Annotated in this window: 22 protein-coding genes and 1 pseudogene; 16 read left to right on the top strand and 7 right to left on the bottom strand. The window is 71.9% G+C overall.

Annotated features, from left to right (window positions below):
- Nucleotides 1-11 precede the first annotated feature (11 nt).
- Entirely contained in the window at nt 12-1,400 is a 1,389-nt protein-coding gene (locus OHA89_RS02175; protein WP_215140569.1) for a hypothetical protein, read from the bottom strand.
- 254 nt (nt 1,401-1,654) lie between these two features.
- On the opposite strand from OHA89_RS02175, the gene OHA89_RS02170 reads away from it, so the two are divergent.
- The 7 genes from OHA89_RS02170 (at nt 1,655) to OHA89_RS02140 (ending at nt 11,464) form a co-directional block, all read left to right on the top strand.
- On the top strand, nt 1,655-1,894 hold the full coding sequence (locus OHA89_RS02170; RefSeq protein WP_266615735.1) for a hypothetical protein: 240 nt from the start codon (nt 1,655-1,657) through the stop codon (nt 1,892-1,894).
- 517 nt (nt 1,895-2,411) lie between these two features.
- Nucleotides 2,412-3,470, top strand: coding sequence for a 3-oxoacyl-ACP synthase III family protein (locus OHA89_RS02165; protein ID WP_406365030.1), 1,059 nt, complete (start codon nt 2,412-2,414; stop codon nt 3,468-3,470).
- 9 nt (nt 3,471-3,479) lie between these two features.
- Complete coding sequence (locus OHA89_RS02160; protein ID WP_406368352.1) at nt 3,480-4,322, top strand: hypothetical protein; 843 nt, start codon at nt 3,480-3,482, stop codon at nt 4,320-4,322.
- 5 nt (nt 4,323-4,327) lie between these two features.
- Entirely contained in the window at nt 4,328-6,421 is a 2,094-nt protein-coding gene (locus tag OHA89_RS02155) for an AMP-binding protein (protein WP_406365029.1), read from the top strand.
- Nucleotides 6,406-7,560: an NAD-dependent epimerase/dehydratase family protein gene (locus OHA89_RS02150; RefSeq protein WP_406365028.1), complete on the top strand. Its 1,155-nt coding sequence runs from the start codon at nt 6,406-6,408 to the stop codon at nt 7,558-7,560. Before OHA89_RS02155 ends, OHA89_RS02150 begins: the two co-directional genes overlap by 16 nt.
- Nucleotides 7,557-10,727 carry an amino acid adenylation domain-containing protein gene (locus tag OHA89_RS02145; RefSeq protein WP_406365027.1) on the top strand — a complete coding sequence of 1,057 codons (3,171 nt, stop codon included), beginning with the start codon at nt 7,557-7,559 and terminating at the stop codon, nt 10,725-10,727. The genes OHA89_RS02150 and OHA89_RS02145 overlap by 4 nt, the downstream gene beginning before the upstream one ends.
- On the top strand, nt 10,724-11,464 hold the full coding sequence (locus OHA89_RS02140) for a formyltransferase family protein (protein ID WP_406365026.1): 741 nt from the start codon (nt 10,724-10,726) through the stop codon (nt 11,462-11,464). Before OHA89_RS02145 ends, OHA89_RS02140 begins: the two co-directional genes overlap by 4 nt.
- A gap of 537 nt (nt 11,465-12,001) precedes the next feature.
- On the opposite strand, the gene OHA89_RS02135 is transcribed toward OHA89_RS02140, so the two are convergent.
- Complete coding sequence (locus tag OHA89_RS02135) at nt 12,002-12,565, bottom strand: NADPH-dependent FMN reductase (protein WP_257552507.1); 564 nt, start codon at nt 12,563-12,565, stop codon at nt 12,002-12,004.
- 249 nt (nt 12,566-12,814) lie between these two features.
- On the opposite strand from OHA89_RS02135, the gene OHA89_RS02130 reads away from it, so the two are divergent.
- Nucleotides 12,815-13,675, top strand: a complete 861-nt coding sequence (locus OHA89_RS02130; protein ID WP_266615723.1) for an MBL fold metallo-hydrolase — start codon at nt 12,815-12,817, stop codon at nt 13,673-13,675.
- A 14-nt stretch (nt 13,676-13,689) separates the two neighbouring features.
- Here OHA89_RS02130 and OHA89_RS02125 read toward each other — a convergent pair whose 3' ends face one another.
- Nucleotides 13,690-14,016 carry a hypothetical protein gene (locus OHA89_RS02125; RefSeq protein WP_406365023.1) on the bottom strand — a complete coding sequence of 109 codons (327 nt, stop codon included), beginning with the start codon at nt 14,014-14,016 and terminating at the stop codon, nt 13,690-13,692.
- A gap of 363 nt (nt 14,017-14,379) precedes the next feature.
- Here OHA89_RS02125 and OHA89_RS02120 point away from each other — a divergent pair, with 363 nt between their 5' ends.
- The 3 genes from OHA89_RS02120 to OHA89_RS02110 all read left to right on the top strand — a co-directional run bounded on the left by OHA89_RS02120 (nt 14,380) and on the right by OHA89_RS02110 (nt 16,689).
- Nucleotides 14,380-15,297 carry a hypothetical protein gene (locus tag OHA89_RS02120; protein ID WP_406365022.1) on the top strand — a complete coding sequence of 306 codons (918 nt, stop codon included), beginning with the start codon at nt 14,380-14,382 and terminating at the stop codon, nt 15,295-15,297.
- Nucleotides 15,298-15,535: 238 nt separating this feature from the next.
- Nucleotides 15,536-16,069 carry a GNAT family N-acetyltransferase gene (locus OHA89_RS02115; protein WP_406365021.1) on the top strand — a complete coding sequence of 178 codons (534 nt, stop codon included), beginning with the start codon at nt 15,536-15,538 and terminating at the stop codon, nt 16,067-16,069.
- Between the two features lie 125 nt (nt 16,070-16,194).
- Nucleotides 16,195-16,689: a GNAT family N-acetyltransferase gene (locus tag OHA89_RS02110; protein WP_266615717.1), complete on the top strand. Its 495-nt coding sequence runs from the start codon at nt 16,195-16,197 to the stop codon at nt 16,687-16,689.
- 296 nt (nt 16,690-16,985) lie between these two features.
- Here OHA89_RS02110 and OHA89_RS02105 read toward each other — a convergent pair whose 3' ends face one another.
- Nucleotides 16,986-17,639, bottom strand: a complete 654-nt coding sequence (locus OHA89_RS02105) for a maleylpyruvate isomerase N-terminal domain-containing protein (protein WP_266615715.1) — start codon at nt 17,637-17,639, stop codon at nt 16,986-16,988.
- 145 nt (nt 17,640-17,784) lie between these two features.
- Between OHA89_RS02105 and OHA89_RS02100 the strand changes: the two genes are divergently transcribed.
- Complete coding sequence (locus OHA89_RS02100) at nt 17,785-18,894, top strand: C40 family peptidase (RefSeq protein ID WP_406365020.1); 1,110 nt, start codon at nt 17,785-17,787, stop codon at nt 18,892-18,894.
- Nucleotides 18,895-19,052: 158 nt separating this feature from the next.
- Here the strand turns inward: OHA89_RS02100 and OHA89_RS02095 are convergent, their stop codons facing one another.
- The gene (locus OHA89_RS02095; protein WP_406365019.1) at nt 19,053-19,715 is read right to left on the bottom strand and encodes a deoxynucleoside kinase; all 663 of its coding nucleotides are present in this window, start codon (nt 19,713-19,715) and stop codon (nt 19,053-19,055) included.
- Nucleotides 19,716-20,428: 713 nt separating this feature from the next.
- On the opposite strand from OHA89_RS02095, the gene OHA89_RS02090 reads away from it, so the two are divergent.
- Nucleotides 20,429-21,880, top strand: a complete 1,452-nt coding sequence (locus OHA89_RS02090) for an SWIM zinc finger family protein (protein ID WP_406365018.1) — start codon at nt 20,429-20,431, stop codon at nt 21,878-21,880.
- Entirely contained in the window at nt 21,877-24,552 is a 2,676-nt protein-coding gene (locus OHA89_RS02085) for a DUF6493 family protein (RefSeq protein WP_406365017.1), read from the top strand. The genes OHA89_RS02090 and OHA89_RS02085 overlap by 4 nt, the downstream gene beginning before the upstream one ends.
- A 292-nt stretch (nt 24,553-24,844) precedes the next feature.
- Here OHA89_RS02085 and OHA89_RS02080 read toward each other — a convergent pair whose 3' ends face one another.
- The gene (locus OHA89_RS02080; protein WP_215150834.1) at nt 24,845-25,381 is read right to left on the bottom strand and encodes an NUDIX hydrolase family protein; all 537 of its coding nucleotides are present in this window, start codon (nt 25,379-25,381) and stop codon (nt 24,845-24,847) included.
- Nucleotides 25,382-25,609: 228 nt separating this feature from the next.
- Here OHA89_RS02080 and OHA89_RS02075 point away from each other — a divergent pair, with 228 nt between their 5' ends.
- Together OHA89_RS02075 and OHA89_RS02070 are read left to right on the top strand one after the other, a co-directional pair.
- On the top strand, nt 25,610-25,861 hold the full coding sequence (locus OHA89_RS02075) for a hypothetical protein (protein ID WP_406365015.1): 252 nt from the start codon (nt 25,610-25,612) through the stop codon (nt 25,859-25,861).
- Between the two features lie 210 nt (nt 25,862-26,071).
- Nucleotides 26,072-26,674 carry a hypothetical protein gene (locus OHA89_RS02070; protein ID WP_406365014.1) on the top strand — a complete coding sequence of 201 codons (603 nt, stop codon included), beginning with the start codon at nt 26,072-26,074 and terminating at the stop codon, nt 26,672-26,674.
- 40 nt (nt 26,675-26,714) lie between these two features.
- On the opposite strand, the pseudogene OHA89_RS02065 reads toward OHA89_RS02070, so the two are convergent.
- Nucleotides 26,715-26,969, bottom strand: a pseudogene (locus OHA89_RS02065) (2'-5' RNA ligase family protein); the annotation flags it as partial.

Below are 26,969 nucleotides of genomic sequence, written 5' to 3'. Positions count from 1 at the left end.
TTGGGGGACCGTCAGCCGGTGCAGCCCGGGACCGCACCGGCCGGGCTGCAGTTGTTCGGCTGGTTGTCGCGAATGACATCGCCGTTCAGGGTCAGGACGCCGGACGCCTTGAAGATGCCGCCGCCGTCGCCCGCCCGGTTGTGGGTGATGGAGTTCTCCTCCAGCGTGGTGGTGCCCAGCCCCGCGGGTCCCCCGGCGTGGTAGAGGCCGCCGCCCTGCGCCGTGCCGTCCTTCGCGGTGACCGTGTTCCGGAGAACCTTGTTGCGCCTGGCCGTCAGGGTGCCGCCGTCGGGGTTGTCGAGGCCGCCGCCCTGAGCCGTACCGTTCGACGCGTTGACGGTGTTGCCGGTGATGTGGCTGTCAGTCAGTTCGAGCGTGCCGAAGGGGCCCACGCGGACGCCACCACCGCGTGCGGTGCCGTCCTTGGCTACCGCCCGGTTGCCGCTGATCTTCACCTTGCTCACGGTCATCAGGGCGTTGTTCGCGACGCCGCCGCCCTGGGCGACACCCTGCGGAGCGTCCGAGGTGTTGTCGGTGATGGCGCCGCCGGTCACCGTCATCCTGCCGGGCGCTGGAATGCCGTTGGAGACGGCGGCACGCGCGAACCCGCCGGGGGCGAAGGAACGGTTCTTGCTGATGATCGTGTCCTCGACGGTCGTCTCGGCGAAGCTGATGATGCCGGCCCCGAAGGCGGTGCTCTGCGTGTTCTTGGTGACGGTCGCGGTGTTCCCGGTCAGCCGGGAGCGGGTGACCGTCAGCGGACCGTCATTCGCGATGGCGCCGCCGGCGGCGCCGCCGCCGGATTCGCTCCCGCTGTAGATGACGTGGTTTCCGGTGACTTCGGTCTCGCTCACGCTTCCGGTGCCGGGGCTGTCGATGGCGCCGCCCTGGGCGAACACGTCAGACCGGGACGTGTTGCCGATGAACTTGCTCCGGGTCACCGTCATCGTTCCGGCGTTGGAGATGCCGCCGCCACAGGCCAGGCCCGGGGGGTCGGGGAAAGCAGGGCAGTCCGTGGCGAAGCCACCACTGATCGTCGTGTGGGTGAGCGTGAGGTTTCCCGTCGGTCCTACGAAGAGGATCCGGAACTTCGGCACGTTGCTCTCGCGCCCGTCCCGCCTGATCGTGGCCCCACGCCCGTCGATGGTGATCTCACTGGCGATCACCGGAAGGCCGTTGCCGGGGTTCACGGCGTCCGGCGCCGTCAGCTTGTACGTGCACTTGCGCGCCAGCCGGAGCGTGTCCGGCCCTGGTGAGCTGTTCGCGGCGTTGATCGCCGCGACGAGATCCGGGACCGAGCAGCGAACCTGCACCGTGGCGGCGTGAGCGGCCGGGACGGGGACCGCCACCAGCGCGCCCGCCAGTAGGCCGAGGACGGCCGGGACATGCCGACGAGACATCGGAGACTCCTCTTTCTGCGGTGTACGGCCGGCCGTCAGGGGACCGCAACCAGCCGAGCCCAGCCGACCATGCGCAACCGCCGTCGGCTTCCCGGCATGATCCGTACGGGGGCGCGGACAGCCCGGACGGAGCATGAAGACGTGCGAACGGGTCAAGACGCGCGAACGGGTCCGCCCTGGAGGGCGGACCCGTTCGCCGTGACGCAGCTCGCCGCACTTGGCCAGAAGAGGGCCGGCACCGGGCCGCCGCGCGGGTGGTGTTCGAGCTGGGTCAGAAGCAGGCGAACGAGCAGCATGGTCTTGTCGGCACCCGGCTCGCCGAGGACCACCAGGCGGCGCGTGGGAACGCGCTCGAAGACCTGGCGGATGTCATCCCATTTGCTGAACGTGACAGTGGTCAGAACGCAACCACCAGCAAGGCCAGGAACCCGGTGAGCGCCGGCGGCGGCACCCACCGCCGCAGCGAGAGGTACGTGCTGCCGGGGGACTGCTGACGTTCCGCCATTGCCACTCCATGAACGGGCGCTGTCCGGCGCCGCTTGCCAGTCCGGTGCTGCGGTACGTGGACCGCTGCCGAGGTGGCATCCCTTCGTGCCCCGACGCCTTCCCCATGAGTAGTCGGTGCGATGCGTCGACGAGTTCCCGGACTTGGCGGAGGCACCCCGAGGCCGCATTCCCGGCCAGAAGCCCCGGCCCGTATGGATGCGTCGGTTCCTACGCGCGGGTCGGCTTGGGACCGGGTGGACCGGGTGGTTCCGGACAGGTTTTCGAGCGTGCAGGCGCTGCGGAAAGGGGCGGAAGCCTTGACTCTGCGCGGTGTCGCCATCGGGTCCCGTGGCCGGTATTCGACCGGATGTGCCGCATTTGCGGATCTCTGACGAACCCGTGGGAGATCTGTACGCTACGGTAACTTCACTGTCCGTTATTCCCTGGACGCCCCTTGCATCCCTCTGTCATCTACTGCCCTGGCACTCCCATGCCCGCGGCGGACCGCCACGGAGAGCGACATACATGAGCACGACCGAATACAGCCGAATAGAAGCCTTAGGCGTCTGCCTGCCGGCAGCCGTACAGACCACCCCTCAACTCGCCGCCCGGGTCCCGGGGCTGGGGGACGTGGACATCGAGAAGATCACCGGGATCGCCGAGCGGCGCGTGTACGACCCCGAACCAGCCGCCGGCGAGGACTCGTTCGGGATGGTCCTGGCCGCCGCCCGCGACGCCCTGGCGTCCTCCCGCTACCGGGCCGCCGACCTCGACATCGTCATCTCCGCCTCGATCACGCGGTTCAAGGACGGCGGCCGCTTCACCTTCGAGCCTTCCTTCGCCTCGATGCTCGCGAGGGAGCTGGGGGCCCGCTCCGCCATCCACTTCGACGTCTCCAACGCCTGTGCCGGCATGATGACCGGCGTCTGGCTGCTCGACCGGATGATCCGCTCCGGTGCGGTCCGGCGAGGCCTGGTCGTCAGCGGCGAGCAGGCCACCCGCGTCGCACAGACCGCCGCACAGGAGATGACCGACTCCTACGACCCGCAGTTCGCCTCGCTCTCCGTCGGCGACTCGGCGGCCGCGGTCGTCCTGGACGCCTCCGCCGACCCGGCCGACCGCATTCACTACATCGAGCTGATGACCTGCTCCGAGTACTCCCACCTGTGCATGGGCATGCCGAGCGACCGCACCCCGGGCATCGCCCTGTACACGGACAACAAGAAGATGCACAACCGCGACCGGCTCAGGCTGTGGCCGCGGTTCCACGGAGACTTCCTGGCCAAGAGGGGGCGGGAGTTCGCCGGTGAGGAGTTCGACTACGTCATCCAGCACCAGGTTGGCACGCGTTTCATCGACTACGCCAACCAGATGGCCGAGGCCGAATTCGGCACGCCCATGCCTGCCTCCCTTTCCGTGGTGGAGCGGTACGGAAACACCGCCACGACATCGCACTTCCTGACGCTGTGCGAGCACCTCAGGACGGGCAGCGCCCGCCCCGGGGCCAAGTTCCTCCTGGTGCCGGCTGCCTCCGGCGTGGTCACCGGTGCCCTGTCCGCGACGCTCACGAACGTGGGGGTGTGAGCCGTGGGCATGGTCATCACCGCCGCCGCAACCGCTGTCCCCGACGGGTCCGCCCCCGCGTCCGTCGTGGACCTCGCAGGCCGGGTCGCCCGCAGCTGCCTGGCCCGGGCGCGGGTGTCGGCCTCGTCGATCGGCGTGCTCGTCAACGTCGGCGTCTACCGGGAGCACAACACCTTCGAGCCGGCCATGGCGGCCTTGGTGCAGAAGGAGGTCGGCATCAACCTCGACTACATCGCCGACCCCGACCCTGCCGCAGGCTTCTCCTTCGACCTGATGAACGGCGCCTGCGGCGTGCTCAACGCCGTACAGGTGGGGCATGCACTGCTGGAAACGGGAAGCACCGAGCGGGTGCTGATCACGGCCGCCGACGTGCACCCGGGGGGTGACGCGGACCGCGACACCGGCTACCCGTACGCGGACCTGGCCGGCGCCTTCCTGCTGGAGCGCAGCGCCGACCCCGGTGCCGGATTCGGTCCGGTGCGCCACTACACCGCTGACCTGCCCACGGATGTCGAGGGCTACCTCGACACCGACGCCATGGGCAGGCACGGGCGGGCTGCGATCACCGTCCGGCGTGAGCCGGGCCACGGGGAGCGGCTGAGGGAGTTCGCGGCGCGGGCCGTGACCGACTACGCGGAGGAGACCGGCGTAGACCTCGACCGGACGCTCGTGATCGGCCCGTCCGCGGCCCAGGCCGAGGGCGGGGGAGAGCCGCACACCGCGGCGCCGGTCCTGGGCTACCTCCGGGCGATGGACGGCGTACGCCGGGACGATTATGACCAGTTGCTGTTCGTGTCCGTCGGCGCCGGACCCAGCGCGGCATGTGCCGTCTACCGGCCCGAGGGGTGGTGAGCCCCGTGAGGAGCACGAGGTCAGCTACCGGGCAGCCCGCCGACCACGCCGCGGAGCACCTCGCCACCGTGACGGGGACCGTGGCCGGGTGGCTGGAGTGGAACGCCCGCGCCTTTCCCGAAAAGCCGGCCGTCATCCACCCCGACGGGCGCGGCTCCCGCTACCGCACCCTCACCTACGGCCGGTTGCAAGAGACGGTCGAGATGCTGGCCCGCGGATTCGAGCGGGCCGGGATCACCCGGGGCACCAAAACGGTGCTGATGGCCCCACCCGGGCCGGAGCTGTTCGCGCTCACCTTCGCGCTGTTCCGGGTCGGAGCCGTGCCCGTCGTCGTGGATCCGGGCATGGGCGTACGGCGCATGCTGCACTGCTACCGGGCCGTGGGAGCCGAGGCATTCATAGGACCGCCCGTCGCCCAGCTCGTGCGCGTCCTGAGCCGCCGTACCTTCGCAGCGGTGCGCGTGCCCATCACCCTGGGGCGATGCCGGCTCGGCCGCGGCCACACGCTGGCCGCGCTGCGCGCCACCTCGGGAACCGGGAGGCACGAGGAGGCGGCGGCGCTGACCGGCGGGGACGACCTGCTGATGATCGGCTTCACCACCGGAAGCACCGGCCCCGCCAAGGGAGTCGAGTACACCCACCGCATGGCTCTGTCCATCGCCCGCCAGATCGAGGCGGTCCACGGCCGCACCCGCGACGACGTCTCCCTCGTCACGATGCCCTTCTACGGGGTGCTCGACCTGGTCTACGGCTCCACCCTGGTCCTCGCGCCGCTGGCCCCCGCCCGGGTCGCACGGGCGGACCCGGCCCTGATCGTGGACGCTCTGGAACGATTCCGCGTCACCACAATGTTCGCCTCACCCGCTCTGCTGCGGAACCTGGCCGGGCACCTCACCGGCACCGCACGCGGCCGCCACCCGCTGCCCGACCTGAACTGCGTCGTCTCCGGCGGAGCCCCGGTGCCCGACGCGGTCGTGGCCGCGCTGCGCCGCGTACTCGACGAGAAGGCGCGGATCCATGTGACGTACGGGGCCACGGAGGCACTGCCGATCACCTCGATCGAGGCAGCTGGAATCCTCGGCGACCGCGACCGCGACCGCGACCGCGACCGCGACCGCGACGGCGACGGCGACGGCGACGGTGGCAGCGGCGGCGACCGTGCCGGTACTGCGGCCCGGTCCGCCGCAGGCGAGGGGACCTGTGTCGGCCGGCCCGTTCCCGGCACCCGCGTGACCATCGCCCCCGTCACCGACGGCCCTCTCGCCCGCCTGGACTCCGAGACCAGCCTGCCGGCCGGGCGCGTCGGCGAGATCCTGGTCCACGGAGACTCCGTCAGCCGGCGCTACCATCGCGCACCGCAATGCGACGCCGCGCACAAGGTGACCGAGGAACGCCCGGGCGGCGAAGCCCCGCGCGTCTGGCACCGGACAGGTGACCTCGGCCGCCTCGACGACGAGGGGCGGCTGTGGTTCTGCGGACGCGCCGCGCAGCGGGTCCGCACCGCCTACCGAGACCTGCACACCGTGCGCTGCGAGGGCGTCTTCAACGCCCACCCTCTGGTCCGGCGCACCGCCCTGGTCGGCATCGGGCCGGCCGGCGCGCAACGGCCCGTCGTGTGCGTGGAGACCGAGACCGGGGCGGAAGGGGCGGCTCTCGACGACGCCGGGTGGACGAACCTGGTCGCCGAACTGCGCGCGATGGCCGAGGCGCACGCCCCGACGACCGGCATCCAGGAGTTCCTGCGCCACCCCGGTTTCCCCGTGGACATCCGCCACAACGCCAAGATCGGCCGCGAGGAGCTGGCCCATTGGGCCGAGCGGCAGCAGCCCCGGACTGCCCGGCGCCGGCGGGCGGTCCGGATCGTGCCGCTCGCCGGGTGGGCGTACCTTGTCGGCGGGGCGGTGTGGGCCGCGACCGCAGGGGTCCCCGACCTCCCGGCGCTGCGGTGGCTGTGGTGGGCCGACGCCTTCCTCAGCATCGGCGTGCACGCCGCGCAGGTTCCGCTCGCGCTGCCGCGCGGCCGGGCGGCGGGACACGGGACCTCCTCGGTGGTCGGACGCACCATGCTCTACGGTGCGACCTGGTGGCGGTCCCTGTGAAGATTCTGGTCACCGGAGCATCCGGGTTCCTGGGCGGGCACCTGGTCGAGGGTGCCCTGCGCCAAGGCCATCTGGTCCGCGCCCTCGTACGGCCCGGCAGCGATGCGGTACGGCTGCGCTCCCTGCCCGGCGTCGAGGTCGTTACCGGTGATCTCACCGACGGCGGTTCCCTCGGGCGGGCGGCGGAGGGCTGCGAGGCGGTGCTGCACAGCGCGGCACGGGTCGTCGACCACGGCAGCCGCGCGCAGTTCCAGGCCGCCAATGTCACCGGCACGCTGCGGCTGCTGGCAGAGGCACGGTCGGCGGGGGCGCGGCGGTTCGTGTTCGTCTCCAGCCCGAGCGCGTTGATGCGGGTACGGGAGGGCGACCGTTTCGGCATCGACGAGAGCACTCCGTACCCGGAGCGGTGGTTCAACCAGTACTGCGAGACGAAGGCGATCGCCGAACAGTACGTACGGGCGGCCGACGGGCCGGAGTTCACCACCTGCGCCGTGCGCCCGCGTGGCATCTGGGGGCCGCGCGACCACGCCGGATTCCTGCCGCGCATGGTCGAGGCCATGCGTGCGGCCCGGCTGCCGGATCTCTCGGGCGGCAAGCGGGTCCTGGTGTCGCTGTGCCACGTCGACAACGCGGTGGACGCCTGCCTGCGGGCCGCGATCGCGCCTGCCGGGCGGGTCGGCGGCAAGGCCTACTTCGTCGTGGACCGCGAGGAGACGGACCTGTGGCCCTTCCTGGCCCGGGTCGGCGCCCTCTTCGAGTGCCCGCCGCCCGCCCCGCGTATACCGCTCCTCCTCGGCCGCGGGATCGCCGCGGCAGTCGACACCGGATGGCACCTGAGCCGCCGATCCGCGGGAAGAGGCGGAGACACGGACACGGGTCCAGCACTGAGCCGCTACATGATGGCGCTGCTGACCCGGTCGGCGACGTACGACACCACTGCCGCCCGTCGCGACCTCGGCTACGCGGCTCCGCGTACCCAGGCCGACGGACTGCGGGCGCTGCGGAACTGGGTGACGGCGGTGGGCGGCGTCGCCGCCTGGACCGCCAGCCCGTCCCACTCCGCCGGCTCCGTCGCATCGGCCTGCCCGGCGCCGCGCACCGCATCCGACCACACCGAACAAGGGAACGCACAGTCATGACATCCCGTCAGGTCGACGCCGATGACGCCACCCGCTACCGGCGTCCGGTGTCGCCCACCGAGCGCCTCTACCTCGCCGCCGGGGACACCCGCGGGGACATGGCCCTGCGCATCGTCGTCGAAGGGGACGGCGTGATCGACCGCAGACGCCTCCGGGCAGCCCTGGCCCAGGCCGCCGAGGCATGTCCGGGCTCCCGGCTCGTGCGCGTCGGGGCGATGTGGAGCGCCAATGGGCCGTCGCCGTGGGTGCGGTACGCCGCACCGCGCGCCGGTGCGTACGCCGACTCGGCACCGGGGACGGTCGTGCTGCCTGCCGGGCCGTCGCGTCGAGCGGAGCCGCCGGGCTGCGAGGTACTGGTCGTGCCCGGCGGGGAAGGGAAGGCGACCACCACTGTCGTCTTCAGCGCCTCGCACGCGGTGATGGACGGTCACGGCGCCCTGACCTGGGTACGGGAGGTCTTCCGCGCCCTGCGGGGCGACCCCGCCCGGCCCGCGCTCGACGTGGACACCGATGCCGGGCTGCTGCGCCGGCTGGGCAGCACCGGGCCGCGGCCCACACCGAGGCCCGCCCGGCGCTCCCCGCTCGGCACCGCCCACGGCGGCAGCGGCCCGCTCCGGACGATGTGGCTGCGCCGCACCCTGCCCGGTCGTCGCCCCGCGCTCACCGCCCGCCTCGCCCAGAGCCTGACCGACGCCGCACGGCTCGACACCCGCGTCATGGTCCCCGTCGACCTGCGCCGCCACCGCCCCGGGATCGCGGCGACGGGCAACCTGAGCCTGCCGCTGTTCCTGGACCTGCGCCCCGGGGCGGAGTGGACGGCCGCGCACACCCACCTGGTGACCGCCCTCGCCGAGGGCCGCGAACTCGCCACCGGATTCGAGACGGCCCTCGCGGTGCTCCCGCCCGCCGTGACCGCCGGTCTGCTGCGCACCGCCCAGGCCGTGGCGCTGCGTACCGACCGGCACCTCGCCTCGGCCGTCGTCTCCCACCTCGGCCGCCTGGACCTGACCGAACTCTCCGGCGGTGGTTTCAAAGCGTCCACGGCCTACGCGCTGCCCGTACATGCTCCGCTGGTCCCGCTCTCCCTGGTAGCGGCCGAGACCGGCACTGCCACCGAGATCACGCTGGGCGTCCGGGGCAGGGGCCCGGGCCTCGCCGCCCGTGCGGCGGAGTTGCTGGACACGACCCTGGCCGGTCTCGACGACAGGCCGGCGGCGGGGGCCCGCCGGGCCGGGCCGGACGCGGCGGCCGAGCGCCCCGCGCCGTCGGTGGCGCGGCCGGATGAGGCCGTCCCGGATGGGGCCGTTCCCGGGCCCACCGTCGTGGACGTCTTCCGTGCCCAGGCCGCCCGCACCCCTGACGCGCCCGCGCTCGACGGACCCGAAGGCGTGGTCACGTACGCCGAGCTCGACCGGCGCTCCGACGCGGTCGCGGCCGGGCTCGGGCGGCGCGGCGTCGGACGAGAGGACCTGGTGGGACTCGTCGTCGACCGCACTCCCGCCGGAGTGTGCGCCCTGTGGGGCGTCCTCAAGGCAGGCGCCGCCTACGTGCCGCTCGACTCCGGTCATCCCGGCGCACGGATCAGGGAGATCCTCGAGGGATCCGCCGCCGGACTGTGCCTGACCCGGCGACATCTGGTCGGGGAACTCGCCCCTTTCGTGCCCGGGACCCTGCTCGCCGTCGAGGATCTCCTCGAGGGTCCTGGCCCGCACACCGCCGCGGCGGTCGCCGGCGCGGTCCGTGACGCCGAACCCAGGGCCGCCGCAGAAGTACGGCCCGGGGACCTCGCGTACGTCATCCACACGTCCGGTTCCACCGGCCGCCCCAAGGGCGTGCAGATCGAGCACGGCAGCCTCATGGGATTCGTCCGCTGGATGACCGGCGTCTGTCGGGTCACCGGTCGCACCCGATTCGGCTTCGCCTCCTCCTACGCTTTCGACATCTCCTGCTTCCCCCTCTTCCTGCCCCTGCTGGCCGGCGGTACGGTCGTCCTCGCGCCCGGCACGCCCTCGCCCGCCGTCCTGCGTGCTCTCGTCGTCGAGCACCGCGTGGACTCCCTCGCGCTCACGCCTTCCCACCTCGCCCTCCTCGGCGCCGCGAGCGGCGGCCCCGCGCACTCCCTGCGCACCCTGGTGCTGGGCGGAGAGCCCCTCACCCGCGCCGCTGTACGGTCCGCGCACGCCGCCTTCGGGGCCGGCTGCCGTGTGATCAACGCGTACGGGCCCACCGAGGCGACCGTCGCCGTGCTCGCCCACACCGTGGACGGCGGCGAGAGCGGCGCCACCGTCCCGATCGGCCTTCCCGGCCCGTACGCACGGGTCGAACTCGTCGGCGAGGACGACGAGACCATCGGCAGCGGACCGGGCGACATCGGCCGCACCGGCGAGATCGTCGTACGCGGGGTCCAAGTGGCCCGCGGCTACCTGGGCCCGGCCGCCGTCCGTCGCTCACCCTTCACCATCGGCCCCGACGGCGTCCGCGCCTATCGCACCGGTGACCTCGGCCGCCGACTGGCCGGCGGCGCCGTCGAGTTCGCCGGGCGCATCGACGAGCAGGTCAAGATCGCCGGGCATCGCGTCGAGCCCGCCGAGGTCGTCGCCGCCCTCGAAGCCCACGTTGCCGTCCACCGGGCGGTCGTCCTGCCCCGCCGCCGCCCGCACTCGACGGCGGCCGTGCTCTGCGCATACGTTCTGCCGCACGCCGAGCACCTCGAGGCCTCCACGACACATACGGACCTGGCCCGCGTCCTGCGGTCCGAGCTCGCCCGGACCCTGCCCGCGCACCTCGTCCCCGCGCATGTCGTCGTGGTCGACACGATGCCCGGCACGGTCAGCGGCAAGACCGATCTCGACGCCCTCCCCGACCCCTTCACCCGTACCACGCAGTCCGCCGCACCCCCGGCGGACAGTGTGGAGGCGCGTGTCAGGCATCACTGGGCGGCCATCCTCGGCGTTGACGGCACGCTGCTGTCGGCGGACTCCGACTTCCACGTCCTGGGCGGCGATTCCCTGGCCCTCGTCGAGATGCTCACCGCCGTCTCCTCCGACCTGCTGAGCCCCGGCCAGGCCCAGTGGTTCACCAGCGGCCTCGACTGCCTGGTAGGGAACCTGACGCTCGAGCAGGTCTGTTCGCGGCTGGCCGCCGCCCGAGAGGAGGCCGCCGCATGATCTTCGTCGGAGAGGGAGCCCTGCTGCGCCGCGCCGTCACCCATGCGGCCACCCGAGGCCATCCGGTCGACCTGGTCTGCTCCGCCGACCCGCTGGATGCCGCGCCCGCCGAGGCGCCCCACCTGGCGGCGGCGGACGTCAACGACCACGCCGGTACGTTGGCCCGGGCCTGCACCGATGGCATCGTCTGGTCCCTCAACAACCGGCAGATCTTCCGCGAGCCGCTGCTGCGGTCCGAGGGCCTGCGCATCCTCAACATCCACAACGGACTGCTGCCCCGGCACCGCGGACTCCCTTCCATAGCCGTCCTGTTCGCCGTCCTCCACGGCGACACGGAGTACGGCGCCACCGCCCACGAGGTCGACGCCGGCATCGACACCGGTCCGGTCCTGGCCGAACACCGTTTCCCCCTAGGGCCCGAGGACTGCTACCACCAGGTCATGCTCCGCGGAGTCCGAGCCTGCCACGCCCTGTTCGAGCAGATCCTCCCGTCCGTCGCAGCCGGAACCGCGCACCCCGCACCCCGCGCGGCGGCGGAGCCGTCCGCGTACTACGGCCTGCGCGCCCTGGACCGGCTCGCCGCCTTTTCCGACCACCCCGCCTACGCCCGTGCCACCGACCTCGGCCTGTTCGCGGCTCATGCTCCCGAGGTCGCCCGGGCGCTGCTCCGGCTGTCCTCACCGGCTTCGCCACCGGGTGGGACACCGGCGGGCTCGCGCAGGTGCTCGCGGTCCTGACGCTGCATCACAGCCGTACCTGTGTGGCGTACGCGGGGGATTCCGGACGGAGCTCCAGGAGGTCGAACTGGCAGAACCATTACCGCACTTGGCGGGGCTTCTGGTGTTGTCGGTCGATACTTCCGGTCCTGTCGTGGTGGTCGAGGCTCGTCCGCGCTCCCGTGTTTCAGCAGGGTGTTGTGGGTGCGGCGGTCCTGAGTGGCTGGATCCATGTGGTCTGGCGCCGGTTCGCCGACCATGCCCAGCGCGCCGCCTACCCGCCGGAGGGGCACGACTGCGACAGCCGTGCACGTGGCCGGACCTGCGGGCGGCCGTCGGCCGACGGGCCGGCGACCCGGCTGCGACACGCTTGGTGGAGCGGCTCCTGGAGGGCGGCGAGGAGCTCGCCGCCCTCGGGACCTGCACTAGGTCTCCGTACGCCGGGCATCGCACATGCGCGTCGTGCACCCGCTGATCGGTCGAGCTGGACTGCCAGGTCCCGCCCGCCCCGGACGGGCACCAGCGTGTGCTCCTGTGCACCCCGCCAGTCGACGGACGCTACCCCCGGTCGAGTTCTGTGACCTCTTCGCACGCTTCCGACAGCAGGACGAGAACCTTGCCGATCTGCTCACGCACCTCCGGGTCGGTGATGAGCCCGTCCATGCCGACCATCTGGGAGGACACCGGAATACTGGCGCAGGCCGATTCCACGATGGCAGCGCCTGTGTAGCCGAGCACCAGGCGCAGCGTAGCCTCCGCACCCTGACCACGCCCGGGGGCAGCGGTGTTCACCCAGGCCGTGGGCTTGTCGCAGATCTCGGAGCCGCCGACCGTCCAGTCGAGCAGGTTCTTGAACGAGCCTGGGAGAGTGCCCGCATACTCCGGAGTGCAGATCAACACCGCTGCCGCCTCGCCAATCGCCGCGCGAAGCTCGGCAACGGGAGCCGGTAGAGGATCGGTGTCATCGTCGGGATTGAAGTGCGGAAGCGCAGCCAACCCCTCGTAAACGACGGTGCGCACGTGAGAGGGGGCTACTGCACGCGCAGTGCTGAGTACCGCTTCGTTGGAGGAACCAGCCCGCAGGCTTCCGGACAGCAAGAGGATCAGAGGCAGCGTAGACACCTCATCACCCTACCGACCCCTGGCCTGCGGCATGCAGGCCGGACTCGCCTGCGCCTGACGTTCGCCGCCCAGGTTGGACGGGAGCGACGGGCCCCTGGCCGGGCGTGGCAGGGCCCTCAGCGCGCTCCGCCGGGGACGGATCGTGCACGTCCCCGGACGATGCCACCGGCGCCGTCCGGACACGGTGGTTCAGTCACAGGCACGCCGCCCGTCCCGCAGGGGCCCGCACCATGGCGATAGGTTGGACCCGTGATCGATTTTCTTGCTGACATCCCGGTCGCCGGCAGCCTGGACATCGTGTGGCACGCGGGCTGGCCATCGCCCAAGCACGATCCCGCCCCGGAGATCCAGATTCACGCGTACACCGAAAACACGGTGATCCTGCGCCAGAACAAGTCCGTGCACTACGAGGCACCCTTCCTCTTCCTCCTATTCGGGAACGAGAGCGCGCTGCTCATCGACACCGGCGCCACCTCCGACCCCGGCCACTTTCCGCTGCGTGCGACGGTCGACGCACTGATCGAGGACTGGCTGATGCGCAATCCCCGCGCGCAGTACGGGCTGACGGTCGCCCACACGCACGGCCACGGCGACCACATCGCGGCCGACGGGCAGTTCACCGACAGGCCCGGCACCACGGTCGTCGGCCACGGCCTGGACGAGGTCACGGCCCACTTCGGGCTCGGCGGCTGGCCGCACGGTACGGCCGAACTGGACTTGGGCGGGCGGATCCTCGACCTCGTCCCAGGCCCTGGACACCACTCAGCGGCCCTGGTGTTCTACGACCGGCACACGGGCCTGCTGCTGACCGGCGACTCCCTCTACCCCGGGCGGCTCTATGTGGAAGACCGGGCCGCGTACGCCGAGACCGTGGACCGGCTCCTGGACTTCTGCGCGACCCGGCCGGTCACCCACGTCCTCGGCTGCCACATCGAGATGACCACCGTTGCGGACACCGACTACCCCCGTGGCACCACCTACCAGCCGGACGAGCCTCCGCTTCAGCTCACCGCCGCGCATCTGCGCACACTGCGCAAGGCGCTCGCCGAGACTGCGGGACAACCGGGCTCACAGCCCTGCGGCGATTTCATCGTGGTGTACACCTCCTGAGCTTGTTCGGAGGCTTACCAGAGCGCCGGGCGCCCCGTCCGGGTGCGTGGCCAGAGCGTCGCGTCCATGCCCTCGCCTCGGATCAGCTCCATCACCGGGAACGGTGCTTTGTTGTCCCCGGTGCCGGCTTCGCCGAGGTCGTGGATGGTCACGATGTTGGGATGCTGCAGCTGAGCGGTGATTGGTGCCGCGCGTCGCAGGAACCTGGCGCGTGCCTCGTTGCCGCGGCTTCCGCCGCCGGCGAGCAGGGAGATCACCTTGACCGCAACGGGCCGGCCCGGAGTCTCGTCCTGCGCCTCCGGCGCTTGCCCCATATCGCCGTCGCCGAGCTGTCGCACCAACCGGTAACGAGCTCCTTCAACCGCCTCCCAGACGACCACCGGGTCGGCACTGACGCGCAGCCGGGTGGCGGCACATTCCCGTCCGTCGAAGTACTCGCCGCCATGCTCGTACGGCGCCTCCGTCCAAGCCGCCTCGACGCGATAGGTACGGGGGGAATGCGGGCCACGATCTCGCGCACGTGGTCCTCGGACCATGGGGAGTCGACGATCAACCGACCGCTGGGGGCACGGACACCGGGGCGTTCGATCCTCTCCCGGCCCGTTGCGGCGCGTGGCTTGTTTTCTGCCTGCCGTCTTCCCGTACCGCCCCGGGTCACCGACCCTGACCGGATAGCGGACCTGAGCTGTATGAGGAGGACCGGCATGGGCGGGATGCGGAACAGGGGTCATGGCAACGTCGCCGCCGACGGCTCGCAGGCATCGGAGATCCCCGTCCCGGAGGGTATGACGGCGTTCGACGACATCTACGACCAGCCGGATCCTCGGGCCTACTTCCGGTCATTGGGCCCCCTGGAATACCAGGCACCCCATCACGGACAGAGCGTCTTCCGGCGGGCGGTTGCGGCCCGCACGGGTACAGTCCGCGCGGGGCAACGACCGGTGACCGTGCTGGACATCTGCTGCTCCTACGGAATCAACGCCGCCCTCCTCAACCACGAGGTGACACTGGACGACCTCTATGCCCACTACACCTCGCCGCAGGCCACCGCGCTCACTACAGCCGAACTGATCGAATGGGACCGCAGCTACTACGCGGCTCGCCGGCGCCAAGATCCGGCCCGGGTGATCGGACTGGACGTGGCCACGAACGCCATCTCCTACGCATGCGAGGTCGGTCTGCTGGAACAAGGCTTCGCTGAGAACCTCGAAACCGGGCCTCCCTCTCCGTCTCTGCTTCGCGCCGCGCGGCACGCCCGGCTGATCACGATCACCGGAGGGGCTACCTTCCTGTCCCCCCGTACCTTCCAACCGATCCTGGCCTTTGCCCAAGACCCGGTGTGGGTCGCGGCCTTCGTGCTCCGCACCACCTCCTATGAGTCCATCGCCGCATGCCTGGCTGCGAACGGCCTGGTCACCGAGAAGGCCACCACGCACACGTTCCGGCAACGACGCTTCACAGACGCGGACGAACAGCGATACGCCGTCCAAGCGGTGACCGCGGCCGGCGATGACCCATACGGGAAGGAGACCGACGGCTACTTCCACACGGCGCTGCACTTGTCGCGCCCCCCTGAAGACGCGAAGGCATTTCCGCTGACCGACCTGATGCCGCGCCTGTGAGACCAGTCCTGCCTGCACACTCCCCAGCCCAGGCCTGACACGTTGGACCCCGAGGCGCTTTCCAGAAGAAGGGGGCAGCTCAAGGCAGCGTCGAACGGCATGCCCTGCAGGCGGGCACCAAGGGCAGGGCCCTGATCGCCCGTCAGAGCCAAGGGGTCGGCGACCTGTCCGTGTGCCTTCAGCTGGCCGGCTGAGTGCTTCTGTTGGCATGGAGTGACACAAAAGGGATCATGTGAGAATGTCTGATCACCTGTCACCCGCATCGCCGACCACAGTGCGACTCACGCAGTACACGAAGACAGAACAGGGCGAAATCCTCGGCAACGGCGACGATCCGTTCGGCGTCGCACACACCGGTCTGACCTGGCTCCCCAAGGAGGATCATTTCGGCATCAGGCTCGGTGGCCGCCTCGTCGCGCACGCCGGCCTGCTCCGACTGCCCCTATCGATCGGAGATGTGGACACCGAGGTGGTGGGCGTCGGCGGAGTGGCCGTCTCTCCCAACCTACGGGGTCAGGGCCTTGCACGGCTGGTCATCACGGCGGCCCTGGACCATGCACGAACGCTCGGGCCGCAGCACGCGCTCCTCTTCTGCCGCGCTCCACTCGCGCCCTTCTACGAGCGCCTCGGCTGGCAGGCGCTGGACCAGGAGGTCCATGTCGAGCAACACGAGGGACCAGTACCGATGCCACTGCGCACCATGTGGACACCGCTCCATGACGGGGTGAACTGGCCAACCGGAACGGTGCGCGTGCATTCGTTCCCCATGTAAGGGAACGCCCTTTCAGTCCGTACCACCCCCTACCCCACCCCGCCGGCGATTTCGTCACGCTGCGCGAACGGGCAGACCCTGCCCCACAACCCCACCTGAGGCACTCGCTGAAGCTCCCCACTCCGTTGAACTCCGGACGGCGACGCGGCTGTCGCACAGGGAGCGGGTCACGTGGGAACCCGTGCTTCGGCCCGGTCACGGCGGAGGCCGTCGAGCTCGGCTTTGAGACGATGCTGCGGCTGAACCCGAAGGAGTCGGCCGTCTTCACGGTCGAGGATCTGGCCGACGGCACGGTGATCGGCATGGTGGACTACCGCGAGCTGGACCCGTTCGCCGGGCAGGCCACGGTCGGCGTCACCATCGGCGAGCGGGGCCGCTGGGGCTGCGGTCATGGCTCCGACGCGCTGCGACTGCTGGTGGGGCACCTGTTCGGGGTCCTCGGGCTGCACCGGATCGAGCTCGACACCTGGAGCGGCAACGAGCGGGCGGTCCGCGCCTTCACCAAGGCGGGCTTCCGGGAGGAGGGCCGACGCCGGTCCACGGTGCTGGTGGCGGGCAAGCGCTACGACACCGTGCTGTTCGGGATGCTGCGTGAGGAATGGCCGGACACTACGCGCTGAATGGCGGTGCACCGAACCCGGCAGCTCCACCTGTGTTCCGCGGCTGACCGAGCCGGCCAACGCCGGGTCGGCGCGGCTTGCATCGACGCCTTCTTCCGGCGGTACCTGGCCGGCCGGTCGCCAACTCCGTGCTGTGCCTCCTCGCCCCGGACGAAGCCCGGGGGAGGAGGGACACCGCCATCCGGCCGAGCGACATGGCAAGTCGGTCTGCTTGCGGAGTGAACGCGGCGATGAAGGCGACCCCGCCAGTATTCACTGAGATCGGGCACCCCCACGGTCCGAGCGGGCTTGACCGGTCAGCCGAGGACGAGCGGGAGGCGCGCTCCCAACTCGCCCAGTGCGCCTTCTTCGGCGGCGGTCGGAGCGCGTCGGCCGGTGCCGACCAGCAGCGCGTCCTTGTCGGAGAACCCCGGCGGGTACGCCGTCCCGGCGATCCGCTCGAGCAGCGCGCGGGCCGCGGCGAGGCTTTCGGCGGGCGGCCCCGGCGTGTTGGGGAGATGCGCGACGAGGTCGAGGTGGTGCAGCGTCCACTCCAGGACGTACGCGGACAGGTAGTCGCCGGCGGTGAGGACCTGGCCGCGGGTGCCGACCCGGGCCGAGGGATCCGCGAGGGCGGCGGCGCGGCCTGCGGCAGAGCCGACGTCGTCGAGGTGGAACCTGAGCAGCCACGGCTCCCCGTACGCGGCGGCCAGGCGCACGGTCAGTGCGTCGAGCGGGTCCTGTGCGGCCGGGGCTGCGCCTACCTCCCAGTAGGTCGCCGCGTCCCTGGTGGGCTCCGTATCGGCGGGGGTGACGAGGGTGATCAGGACGTCCTGGGCATCGATGACGAGGTGGCACACGAGATCCCGCACGAGCCACCCGTCACAGCCGGACGGCCGCGCGAAGTCCTCGTCACCGAGCCCGGCCACCGCCGCCCGCAACGCCGCCCACGAGGTTGAGAAGAGGTCCACGCCCACAAGCTAGTACTCGGACGTGCCGGCCGAGTACCCGTCCGGGGCTGCGGGTGCCGCCGGGCCTGCCGGGCCGGGCACCATGTCCCTCCCGCTCCACCGCCGGAGGGGTTCGCAGACGCGGCGTAGTGGACAGAATCGGCTCATGTACTCAGTGAAGACCGCCCTGACGGCTGCCGCAGCGCTCCTCGCCCTCGCTGCCCCGGCCGCCGCACTCCCCGCCGTTCCGGCCGGTCCGGCCGACCGCTCCACGCCCGCCGCGGCGAGTCCGTGCGACGGTGCCCCGACCTGCTATGTCGACGTGGCGGTGGCCCAGGTCTGGGTGAGCCCCGGGCAGGTCCGGCCCGTGGACGCTCCCGCGACCGCCAATCCCGCGGACATCCGCGGCTGGCTGGCGGCCATGTCACTGGACGAGCGTCGTGACGTAGCCGGGGAGACGCAGGCGCTCCACGGCGTGGAGGTGACCGTCGACCAGACGATGTGGCACGGCGGCCTCCTATGGGACCACGTATGGGTGCATGGCCAGCCCACTCCCAGGGACCAGGCCGGACGAGGCGCCTACCCAGGTTGGATTCCCGACCGGCAGCTGACCAGCGATCACCGGCGGCCGCCCGGTGGTACGCACCAGGAACGGGTCGGACGCCCCACGGCCCGGGGCTTCACCACCGCCGAGGCCGCCTTCACAGGGGCCGGGTCGGGGCAGGCAGTCGAGTACTCGTACAACACCTCATTCCCCGTGAAAGCCGGCCCGCTGCCCGGCGTCGTCACCGCCTACTCCCACAGCGGTGCCCGGGTGTTCTTCCGAGCCGGTGACCTGGCGAAGGTGCCGGCCGCGCCGCGCGGCGAGGACGTGGTCGCCGCCGCACGCACCTTCATGGGTCTGGACTACCTGTGGTCGGGCACCTCCGGATTCGGCTACGACTGTTCCGGGTTGACCGGCCAGGTCTACTCCGCCCTCGGTATGACGATCCCCCGGGACGCCCAGCCGCAGTTCGACGCGGGTGGCGGGCAGGCACCCGCCGGTTCGGCCGTCGGGGTGCGCATCACCGACACGAAGGACCTGAGGCCCGGCGACATCGTCGCCTTCCGCCCTGCCACCGGCACCGAGGTCACCCACGTCGGCATCTACTCGGGGACGAGGAACGGCGAACCGATGATGATCAACTCGCCTCGAACCGGTGACGTGGTGAAGGAGGAACCCATTGGTTCCACCGGCCGCGTCTACGTGGGTGCCACCCGCTTCCTCACCCGCTGACGTGGGTGCGGCGCCGTCCGACGGGTGATCGCGACCGTCGGCCGGGCTGCGGAGCGGACCGTCTGTGCGCAGCAGGACGCCGCGCACCTCCGACCAGAACCGTGCCTGGCGGTTTCCCGATCCCGGCCACCGTGCGGCAGCGGACCGTGCCCACAAGGTCAGACCTGGTGCCTGACCGCGGCCAGGGCGTCCTTGACCTCGCGCACCAGGCGGACCGCGTCCTCGGGGTTGTTCACCACATCGGTGTGGCTCATGTCGACGACGAGGACCTCGCTGGCCGAGTAGTGCTTGTGTACCCAGTCGTCGTAGCCGGACCACAGCGTCCGGTAGTACTCGACGAGGCTCTCGTCCTGTTCGAAATCGCGGCCCCTCAGGCCGATACGGTGCAGCACCGTATCGAAGTCCGCCTTGAGGTAGACCATGAGATCGGGTGCCTTGCGGTACGGCAGGCCGTCGATTTCACGCATCATCTCGTTGAGCAGTCCCTCGTACACCTGCATCTCGAGGGAGCTGATCCGGCCCAGGTCGTGATTGAGCTTGGCGAAGTACCAGTCCTCGTAGATGGACCGGTCGAGGACGTTGTCGCCCTGCTTGTACGCCTCCTTGATCGAGGCGAACCGTGTCTGCAGGAAGTAGAGCTGGAGCAGGAAGGGGTAGCGCCTCGCCTGGATCTCCTCGGGGCTCGCCGTGTAGAAGAGCGGAAGGATCGGATTGTCTTCCACGCTCTCGTAGAAGACTTCGCTGCCCAATTCCTTGGCGAGGAGTTCGGCCACGCTCGTCTTGCCGATTCCGATCATGCCTCCGACGCAGATCACTGCCATACCTCACTTCTCCCCGGGGGTCTTCCGTTCGTGGCCGGGTGTGCTCGGCGCGTCACACCCCTGAGACGCACGTCGGCGGCCACGCGACTCCGCGGGACCTTCATGATCAGCGTCATGTGGTTCCCGTCCGGCCCAGGGCCCTGGCCAGGCCGTTCTCCTCGACAGGCCTGATCGTTCCGCAGTCGCCGCGCACAGTGACGGTCCGCAGTCCCGCAGCCGCCTTGAATCTTAAATGACGATTCTCCCCGTGCTGGCCAGAGCGCCGGCGTCCGCCTTGGGCCGTCCGTCATGGTCCGGCCCGGTGTCGTTCGAGGGGGCTACACCCGCGTCCTGCGACAGAGCACCTGGTGTGGCTGGCGCCATCCGGTAGAGATCGGGGGCGGCGGTGTTGGTGAACGGGTCGGCGTGCTCGTCCCAGACCTGCTTCAGCAAGGTCTCCGTACCCGCCGCCCCGAGGACTTTCGGGGGCCCTGGACATCATCGGATCCGACACTGCCGCGCCCCTGCGGATCCCCATCGGCGACGACGCTGACGGATGCCTCGACGAGGCCGAACAGGCCTGCCTCGCGGAGTTCGCCGCCGCCCGGATCATCGCCCAGGCAACGCCGCCGACTTGACGAATCGTCAGGCAATCGCTCCCGTGTGCCCCCCCGTACCGGCAGGGCCGGGGGAGCGCAGCGGCGTTGTCAGTGGTCCCGCTTAGCGTTCCGGTCATGACGCGAACCGCACACACCTTCGCCTACGCGGGCTCATCCTCGCTGACCACCGCCGCCGGCACGGGACGGATGCTCGGCCTGGAGACCGCGGGCGGCCTGACGCCGGCCGGGGCCGAGGCCCACCCCCAGTTCTTCGCCGGGTTCCTGAACAGCCCTCAGGCCACTGCCCGCGCCCTGCTCGCCGTCGCCGACGTGGCTGCCGCCCGCTACTACCGGCGAACCCTGCGGGCCTCCCTCGACCCGGTCGTCACGGGCAACGGCGACCGGCTGCGCTTCGAGTCCTTCTCCGGGTGCTGCGGGGTATACGCCCGGCTCGACGTGCTCCCCGAGGGACTGGGCGGCGCCGACACCGGCCACGGCACCACCAACGTCGACGTCAACAACCCGCTGCGCGAGGCCCTGTCCCGACTGACCGGCGACGACCCGCTGCACCTGCGCGTCGGCCCCGACGAGCTGACCGTCACCACCCTCGACGGTCCGGTCGTCGAGAAGAAGGTGCCGCTGCCCGACCGCTGGCTGCGCGGTTTCGCCGAATCCCAGGCCATCACCACCGGCTTCGACCTGCGCGCCGAACTCACCGCCGCCGAAGCCGTACGCTTCCTGCGCTCGCTCCCGCGCACTCCCGCGGCCGGCGGCGCCGCGAGCGCCGCCCTGTGGGTGGTGCCCGCCGGTCGTACGCTGCGCCCCACCACCCGCCCCGTGCCCGGTGCGGTCTGCCTGCCCGGCCCGGACCGGCTCGCGGCCCTCCAGCGGGTACTGCGCAACGCGACCGGCCTGCGCGTGTACGGGCCTCCGGCCGACGGCGCCGGGCCCACCGCCTCCGCATGGGAGGTCGGGCTGCCCGGCATGCGGCTCACGCTCACCCTCTCCCCGGAGCCCGACCGCGGGTTCTCCGGCGAGGGCGGCGTCCTGGAGGCCCTTGCCACGGACACGGCGGCCGAGGACGCCGACCTGATCTCCGTGCTGCTGGCCTGGGAGCCGCGCATCGACCCGGCCGACCTCGCCGAGCAGTCCGGGCTGCCCGTAGAGCGCGTACGGGCAGCCCTCACGCACCTCGGCACGGCCGGCCGCGTCGGCTACGACCTCGCCGAAGCCGCCTACTTCCATCGCGAACTGCCCTACGATGCCCGTCGCGCAGAACGCCACAACCCGCGCCTGGTCGCCGCCCGCGCCCTGCTGGCGGAGGGCGCTGTCACCCTGGACGACGGTGCCGGCACCGCCGTCGTCGCCTCCGGGGAACGCCGCTACCAGGTCCGGGGCACCGGCGGCGCCCTCAGCTGCACCTGCCAGTGGTGGGCCGATTACCGCGGCCGCCGGGGCCCCTGCAAGCACGCCCTCGCCACCCGCATGGCCCGGCGGGCCGCCTCGCACCCGGACGACACCACGCACCCCGACGCCACGCACCCCGACACCACGCACACCACCACCCCCGCCGGAGCCGCACGATGAACGCCACCGCCCAGGACACATCCGCTCCCGCCGCGCAGACCGACCTCCCCGCGCGGGAGATCCTCGCCGCCGTCCGGGCCGGGCGCGCCGCCGACCTGCCGGGACTGCTGAAGCCCCTGGACCGGGCGCAGCGCCGGGAGCTGCTCGCCGAGCTGAAGGTGCTGCGAGCCGACCTGCGTTCCCAGGGCTGGGAGAACTGGCGGGAACGGGACTTGGCGAACCCGGCCCTGGTCGTCGCCGGCGCCGGATGCACCACCGGTGCGGCGGCCGCGGCTTCCTGGATCGCCGCACGCGACCTGCGCCGCTGGCAGGCGCTCCCGACCGGCGTCCTCCTCGACGTCCTGTCCGACCGGGAGCCCCGGTGGCTCGGCGACCTCGCCCACCGGCTCGCCGCGCGGGCCGCGACCGCGGAGCAGGATTACCCGCTGATCCGCGTGCTCGTCGGTCTCGCCGGATGCGCGATGCCGACCACCGACGGCTGCCTCGAGGGCTGGGCCTCGTCCCTGCCCACCTACCGCACCCCCCTCGTCGACGCCCTGCGCAGCGACCCGTACACCGCCCAGCTCGTCCCGCGCCTCTTCGAGACCGCCGAGCCGGTCACCTCGCTCCGCTGGTTGGGCGAGCCCGCCGGCCCGTACCACTGGCCGACCGCGCTCGTCGCCCTCGCCGAAGAGAGCCTGGTCGACCGTACGGCCCTCCTGGACGGGTGCACGGCCCGTCTGCTGCGCGGCGGCACCGCCCCCCACCTCAAGCCGTACCTCGCGATCCTGCAGGGCCTGCACCCGACCGCGAAGGAGGAGCGGGAGCGTGTCGCCGACTGGATCGCGCTGGCCGCCGATGCCCCGTCCGCCGTTGCCGGGCACGCCCAGCAGGCCCTGGCCCGGCTCGCCGCGGCCGGCGGTCTCGCCCCCCGCCTGCTCGCCGAGATGTCCCTGACCGTCCTTTTCCGCCCCGAGAAGAAGCTGGTCCGCGCCCAACTGGTGCTGCTCGGCCGGGAGCTGGTCCGCGATCCGGCCGCCGCCCCCGAGCTGCTGCCCGTACTCGGCGAGGCCTTCGGGCACACCGACACCGACATCCAGGAACGGGCCCTCAAGCTGGCCGCCGCGCATCTCGTCTCCGACCCGCACGTGCGCGCCGGACTCGCCGAATCCGCACACCTGTTGAGCCCCCTACATCGGGCGCGGGCTGTGGAGATCCTCGGCCCGGACGCCGCCCCCGCCACCGACGATGCCCCCTACCGGGAGATCCTTCCGCCGCCCCCGGCCCAGGTCCCGCTCGCACCCGCCCCGGAAAGCGTCGAGGAGACCGCGGAGCTCGTCGCCGCCGTGGTCAACTCCCGCACCGCGAGCGTCGAGGAGTACGAACGCGCCCTCGACGGCCTCGTCCGGCACGCCCACCGGGACCGCGCCGCCCTCGCGGCGGCGCTGCGCCCCGCGCTGGCCGGCCGCTGGTGGCTCGACCCCGAGCAGTCCCGCCACTACACCAGCGAGTTGCCCGGCATTGAACACGTCGCCGCCGCCGTCCTAGGCGCACGCCCGGCGGCGCCGCTCCACCCGCCGGGGCGCGCGCTCGCGTCCTGGCGCAGCGACTGCCACCACCCCGCCTTCCACGTCGTCGCCCACGCCCGCGTGGCCGAGGCGGCACGGCACATCGCGGGCCGGCCGCTCCCCTTCCTGCTCGCCGTTCCCACCCACACGAGCGGCTCCCTGGACCCGCGCACCCTGATCGAGCGCCTCGCCGCGTACGCACGGCTCGGCGAGACCCCCGCCCCGGTGGACTTCGCGCAGGCCCTGCTACGGACCCGCCGCGACCCCACCGCCATCCCCGCGGCCGCCGCCCTGGGCACACCCGAAGGGGACCGGCTCGCGGCCTGGCTCGGCGAGCAAGGCCTGCCCGCCGCCGTCACCCGCCGCACCGCGCCGGCCGTAGCCCGCCACTACGACGAGTGGCCGGAGCACCTCACCCTGGACACCGGGGAACGCCCCACCGTTCTACGCCGATTCCCCAAGCCGTTCCGGGAGCTGGGACAGGCCCGCATGGCAACCGGCCGCTGCTGGGACGGCGACGGCGACGCCGCCCTGGTCGCCACCCTCCCCGAGGACCGCGAGACCCTGGCCGCCTGGTCGCTCCCGGCCATCACCTCCTGCGCCCTCCACGAAGGACGGGGCGGGACCACCGTGCTGCCCCTGCTCGCGGCCGCCGGAGGCCCGGCCGGCCCGGCGCTCCACCTGGCCGTCGCCACCGGACTCGGCGCCCGGCACGCCGAAGACCGGCTGAGGGCCGTCGACGCGCTCCTCGCCCTCGCCGCCCGCGGCGAACTGGACGCCGTACGCCTCGGCTCCGACCTGGGGGAGCAACTGACCCTGGGCACGGTCAAGCCCAACCGGCTCGCCGACTCGCTGCGCACCGCCGCCGCGACCGGCGCCTGCACGACCACCTGGTCCGTCCTGGCGGCCGCCCTGCCCGCCCTGCTCGCCGGCATTGCCGACCCGCGGGGCACCGGCGACCTCCTCGAGATGGCCGCCGACTGCGTGGAAGAGTCCGCGGCCGCCTCCTCGCACCCGGCCGGCCTCGCCGCAGTCGCGGCCCGCGGCGGCCGGTCCCGCCTCGTCACGCAGGCCATCCGCCTGGGCAAAGCCCTCGACCGCAACCAGGAGTTGGCGCCCGCCTGACCCGCCGCCGGCCCTGGGTGTCCGGCCTCACGGGTGGCCTTGCGGGTGGCCTCACGGACGGACCGTGAGGCCATCCAACCCCCTCTGATGCACGACAGCGCAGCGGGCCCCCGATCGGCCGACCCCCGGGAGGATGTGCCGGAATCTGCCCGATCGGGACGGGATTTTCACGAGCACCACCGATCCGTTCGCCGACTTCAAGAACGCCAAGTTCAGGGACGGGTTCGACGTCGACCTGCACGAGAACTGGGATCTCGCGGGCCCCGACGGCGCTCCGCTCGCCGCGGGGGTCTCAGTAGACGTGCCCGGCGTGCGCGAGCGCCTGCTTGAGCAACACACCCTGCCCGCCCGGCATTTCGCTCTGCACGGCCGGGGAGGCCGCCTCCTGCGGGCTGAACCAGACCAGGTCCAAAGCGTCCTGCCTGGGGCGGCAGTCACCAGCCACAGGCACGATGTAGGCGAGGGACACCGCGTGCTGGCGCGGGTCGTGGTAGGAAGTGACGCCCGCCGTGGGGAAGTACTCGGCGACCGTAAAGGGCTGGAGGGAAGCGGGGACGCGCGGTAGGGCCACCGGACCGAGGTCCTTCTCCAGGTGGCGCAGCAGCGCGTCACGGACCCGTTCATGGTGCAGGACGCGGCCGGACACCAGGGTGCGGCTGACCGTTCCGTCCGGACCGATGCGCAGCAGCAGGCCGATGCTGGTCACCTCGCCGCTGTCATCCACGCGTACGGGGACGGCCTCGACGTACAGGATCGGCATGCGCGCCCTGGCCGTTTCCAGCTCGTCCTTGCTCAGCCAGCCGTGTGCGGTCTCGGTCGTGTCGGACATTGCTTGATCATACTTTCCGGGAGCGCCCGGGAACAGGATCGCGCGCCGGTTCGGATGCGGAGGTTCGTTCGGACACCCGCTGCATCGGAGAACGGTGCACCCAAGCGGGGTGTCCCCAGGGCGGGCCCAGAGTCGATTTCACCAGGACGTGAGGCACACCGCGGCGGCCGTCTCCCCCGTGCGGGGGAGACGGCCGCGACCTTCGGACGATGCCCGGACACCGGATGGGTGGCGACGATCAAGACGCATGCCATCACACGCCGAGATCGGAGCCTCACCATGCTGAAGTGGACCCTGCGCGCCACTGCCATCCTCGCCATCGCCGCCGCGATCGCCACCCCCGTCGCCGTGTCCGCACCCGAAGCAGTGATCGCCACACCCGCCATCACCGCATCCGCATCCGCCCCCGATGCCCCGAGGGCTGAGCTCACCTCCGCCGTGCAGGGGAAGACGCGATCGGACTTTCACGTCGCCTTCTAGGAGGTCCGGGGATTCCGGGCGAGGAAGGCCCGGCTCCGTCGGAACTCGGGTTCTCGGGACCTGATCGTGCGCGCGCACGATCAGCCCGGGGCTCCGGTCGTCCTCGTCTGGAACAACCTTCGCGCTCACCTGACGCCGAGCCCTCAGCCGCGAACAGCAGCCATGTACCCCGGTCCTTGGGGCGGGTCGCGCCCTGACAGGGTGTCCGTCATGAGCTACGAGCCCGCGCACCCTCATCCGGTCCGCCACCACGACCACGGCACGTGGCTCGTCCAGTTCACCGGCCGGGTGCTCGTGGTCTGCCCGAGGTGCGGGGGCCGCGCGCTCGTCGTGCCTCGGCCCGGCCTCCCGGCGCCGAAGTACTTCAGCGCCCTGCTCTTCCAGCCCCGCCGACTCACCTGCGCCGGCTGCGGCGCGGTCGCCGACTGGACGGCCGAGGAGCGGGGCGCCGGTCTGGTCGGCGCGGTGCCCGGCGGCACCGAGGACCCCTTCTTCCGGCGGCCGCTCTGGCTTCAGACCCGTTGTGCGGGACGGATTTTGTGGGCCTACGACGAGGAGCACGTCGACGCCCTCGCCGCCTACGTGGGCGCCCGGCTGCGCGAGCGTCACGCCTCCCCGACGATGGCGATGTTCGCCCGGCTGCCGGCCTGGATGAAGTCCGCGGAGCGCCGTGACGAGGTGATGGCCGGCCTGGAAACCCTCCGGGCTCTTGCCCGGCTCTCGACCCCCGCCGACCGTTCCGACGCGGCCCACGAACGTGGCGACCGCCCGCGCCACCACGGCACGCGGCTCTTCCTCGGCGGCCCGTACTGACGGGGAGGTCCGAGCCGCGGGGCAGGGGCGCGAGAGCGATGGTCAGGTGCGGCACGATCTCGGCGAACCGGCCGCCATACGGCGGATCCTCAGGCCAACGATCAGCGATCGCCTCGGTGAGCTGCCGCAACTGCGTGTCGGGCTCGGGAAGGAGATGCAGCACCTCGGGGAGCCGTCCAAGCCCAGGCGCCCTGTCTGCCGACGCCGCCGCCACCTGGATCCGAGCGGCTTCCCGGCGCGGCTGAACGCCAGGCGCGTGCGCGCTGGATTCATGCCTGGTGCAGCCCTCGCACAT

Origin of the sequence: Streptomyces sp. NBC_01546 (assembly GCF_045208355.1) — a bacterium.
In the GTDB taxonomy this organism is placed as follows: Bacteria; Actinomycetota; Actinomycetes; order Streptomycetales; family Streptomycetaceae; genus Streptomyces.
The sequence above is the reverse complement of the archived record's forward strand: the minus strand, read 5'-3'. Positions and strand labels throughout refer to the sequence as shown.

What these genes read in the sequence shown, in the direction of transcription:
- OHA89_RS02145 (WP_406365027.1), top strand. Translation starts at nt 7,557, where the DNA reads ATGACATCCCGTCAGGTCGACGCCGATGACGCCACCCGCTACCGGCGT.
- OHA89_RS02120 (WP_406365022.1), top strand. Translation starts at nt 14,380, where the DNA reads ATGGGCGGGATGCGGAACAGGGGTCATGGCAACGTCGCCGCCGACGGC.
- OHA89_RS02070 (WP_406365014.1), top strand. Translation starts at nt 26,072, where the DNA reads ATGAGCTACGAGCCCGCGCACCCTCATCCGGTCCGCCACCACGACCAC.
- OHA89_RS02085 (WP_406365017.1), top strand. Translation starts at nt 21,877, where the DNA reads ATGAACGCCACCGCCCAGGACACATCCGCTCCCGCCGCGCAGACCGAC.
- OHA89_RS02095 (WP_406365019.1), bottom strand. Translation starts at nt 19,715, where the DNA reads ATGGCAGTGATCTGCGTCGGAGGCATGATCGGAATCGGCAAGACGAGC.
- OHA89_RS02175 (WP_215140569.1), bottom strand. Translation starts at nt 1,400, where the DNA reads ATGTCTCGTCGGCATGTCCCGGCCGTCCTCGGCCTACTGGCGGGCGCG.
- OHA89_RS02100 (WP_406365020.1), top strand. Translation starts at nt 17,785, where the DNA reads ATGTACTCAGTGAAGACCGCCCTGACGGCTGCCGCAGCGCTCCTCGCC.
- OHA89_RS02090 (WP_406365018.1), top strand. Translation starts at nt 20,429, where the DNA reads ATGACGCGAACCGCACACACCTTCGCCTACGCGGGCTCATCCTCGCTG.
- OHA89_RS02160 (WP_406368352.1), top strand. Translation starts at nt 3,480, where the DNA reads ATGGTCATCACCGCCGCCGCAACCGCTGTCCCCGACGGGTCCGCCCCC.
- OHA89_RS02140 (WP_406365026.1), top strand. Translation starts at nt 10,724, where the DNA reads ATGATCTTCGTCGGAGAGGGAGCCCTGCTGCGCCGCGCCGTCACCCAT.
- OHA89_RS02080 (WP_215150834.1), bottom strand. Translation starts at nt 25,381, where the DNA reads ATGTCCGACACGACCGAGACCGCACACGGCTGGCTGAGCAAGGACGAG.
- OHA89_RS02115 (WP_406365021.1), top strand. Translation starts at nt 15,536, where the DNA reads ATGTCTGATCACCTGTCACCCGCATCGCCGACCACAGTGCGACTCACG.
- OHA89_RS02165 (WP_406365030.1), top strand. Translation starts at nt 2,412, where the DNA reads ATGAGCACGACCGAATACAGCCGAATAGAAGCCTTAGGCGTCTGCCTG.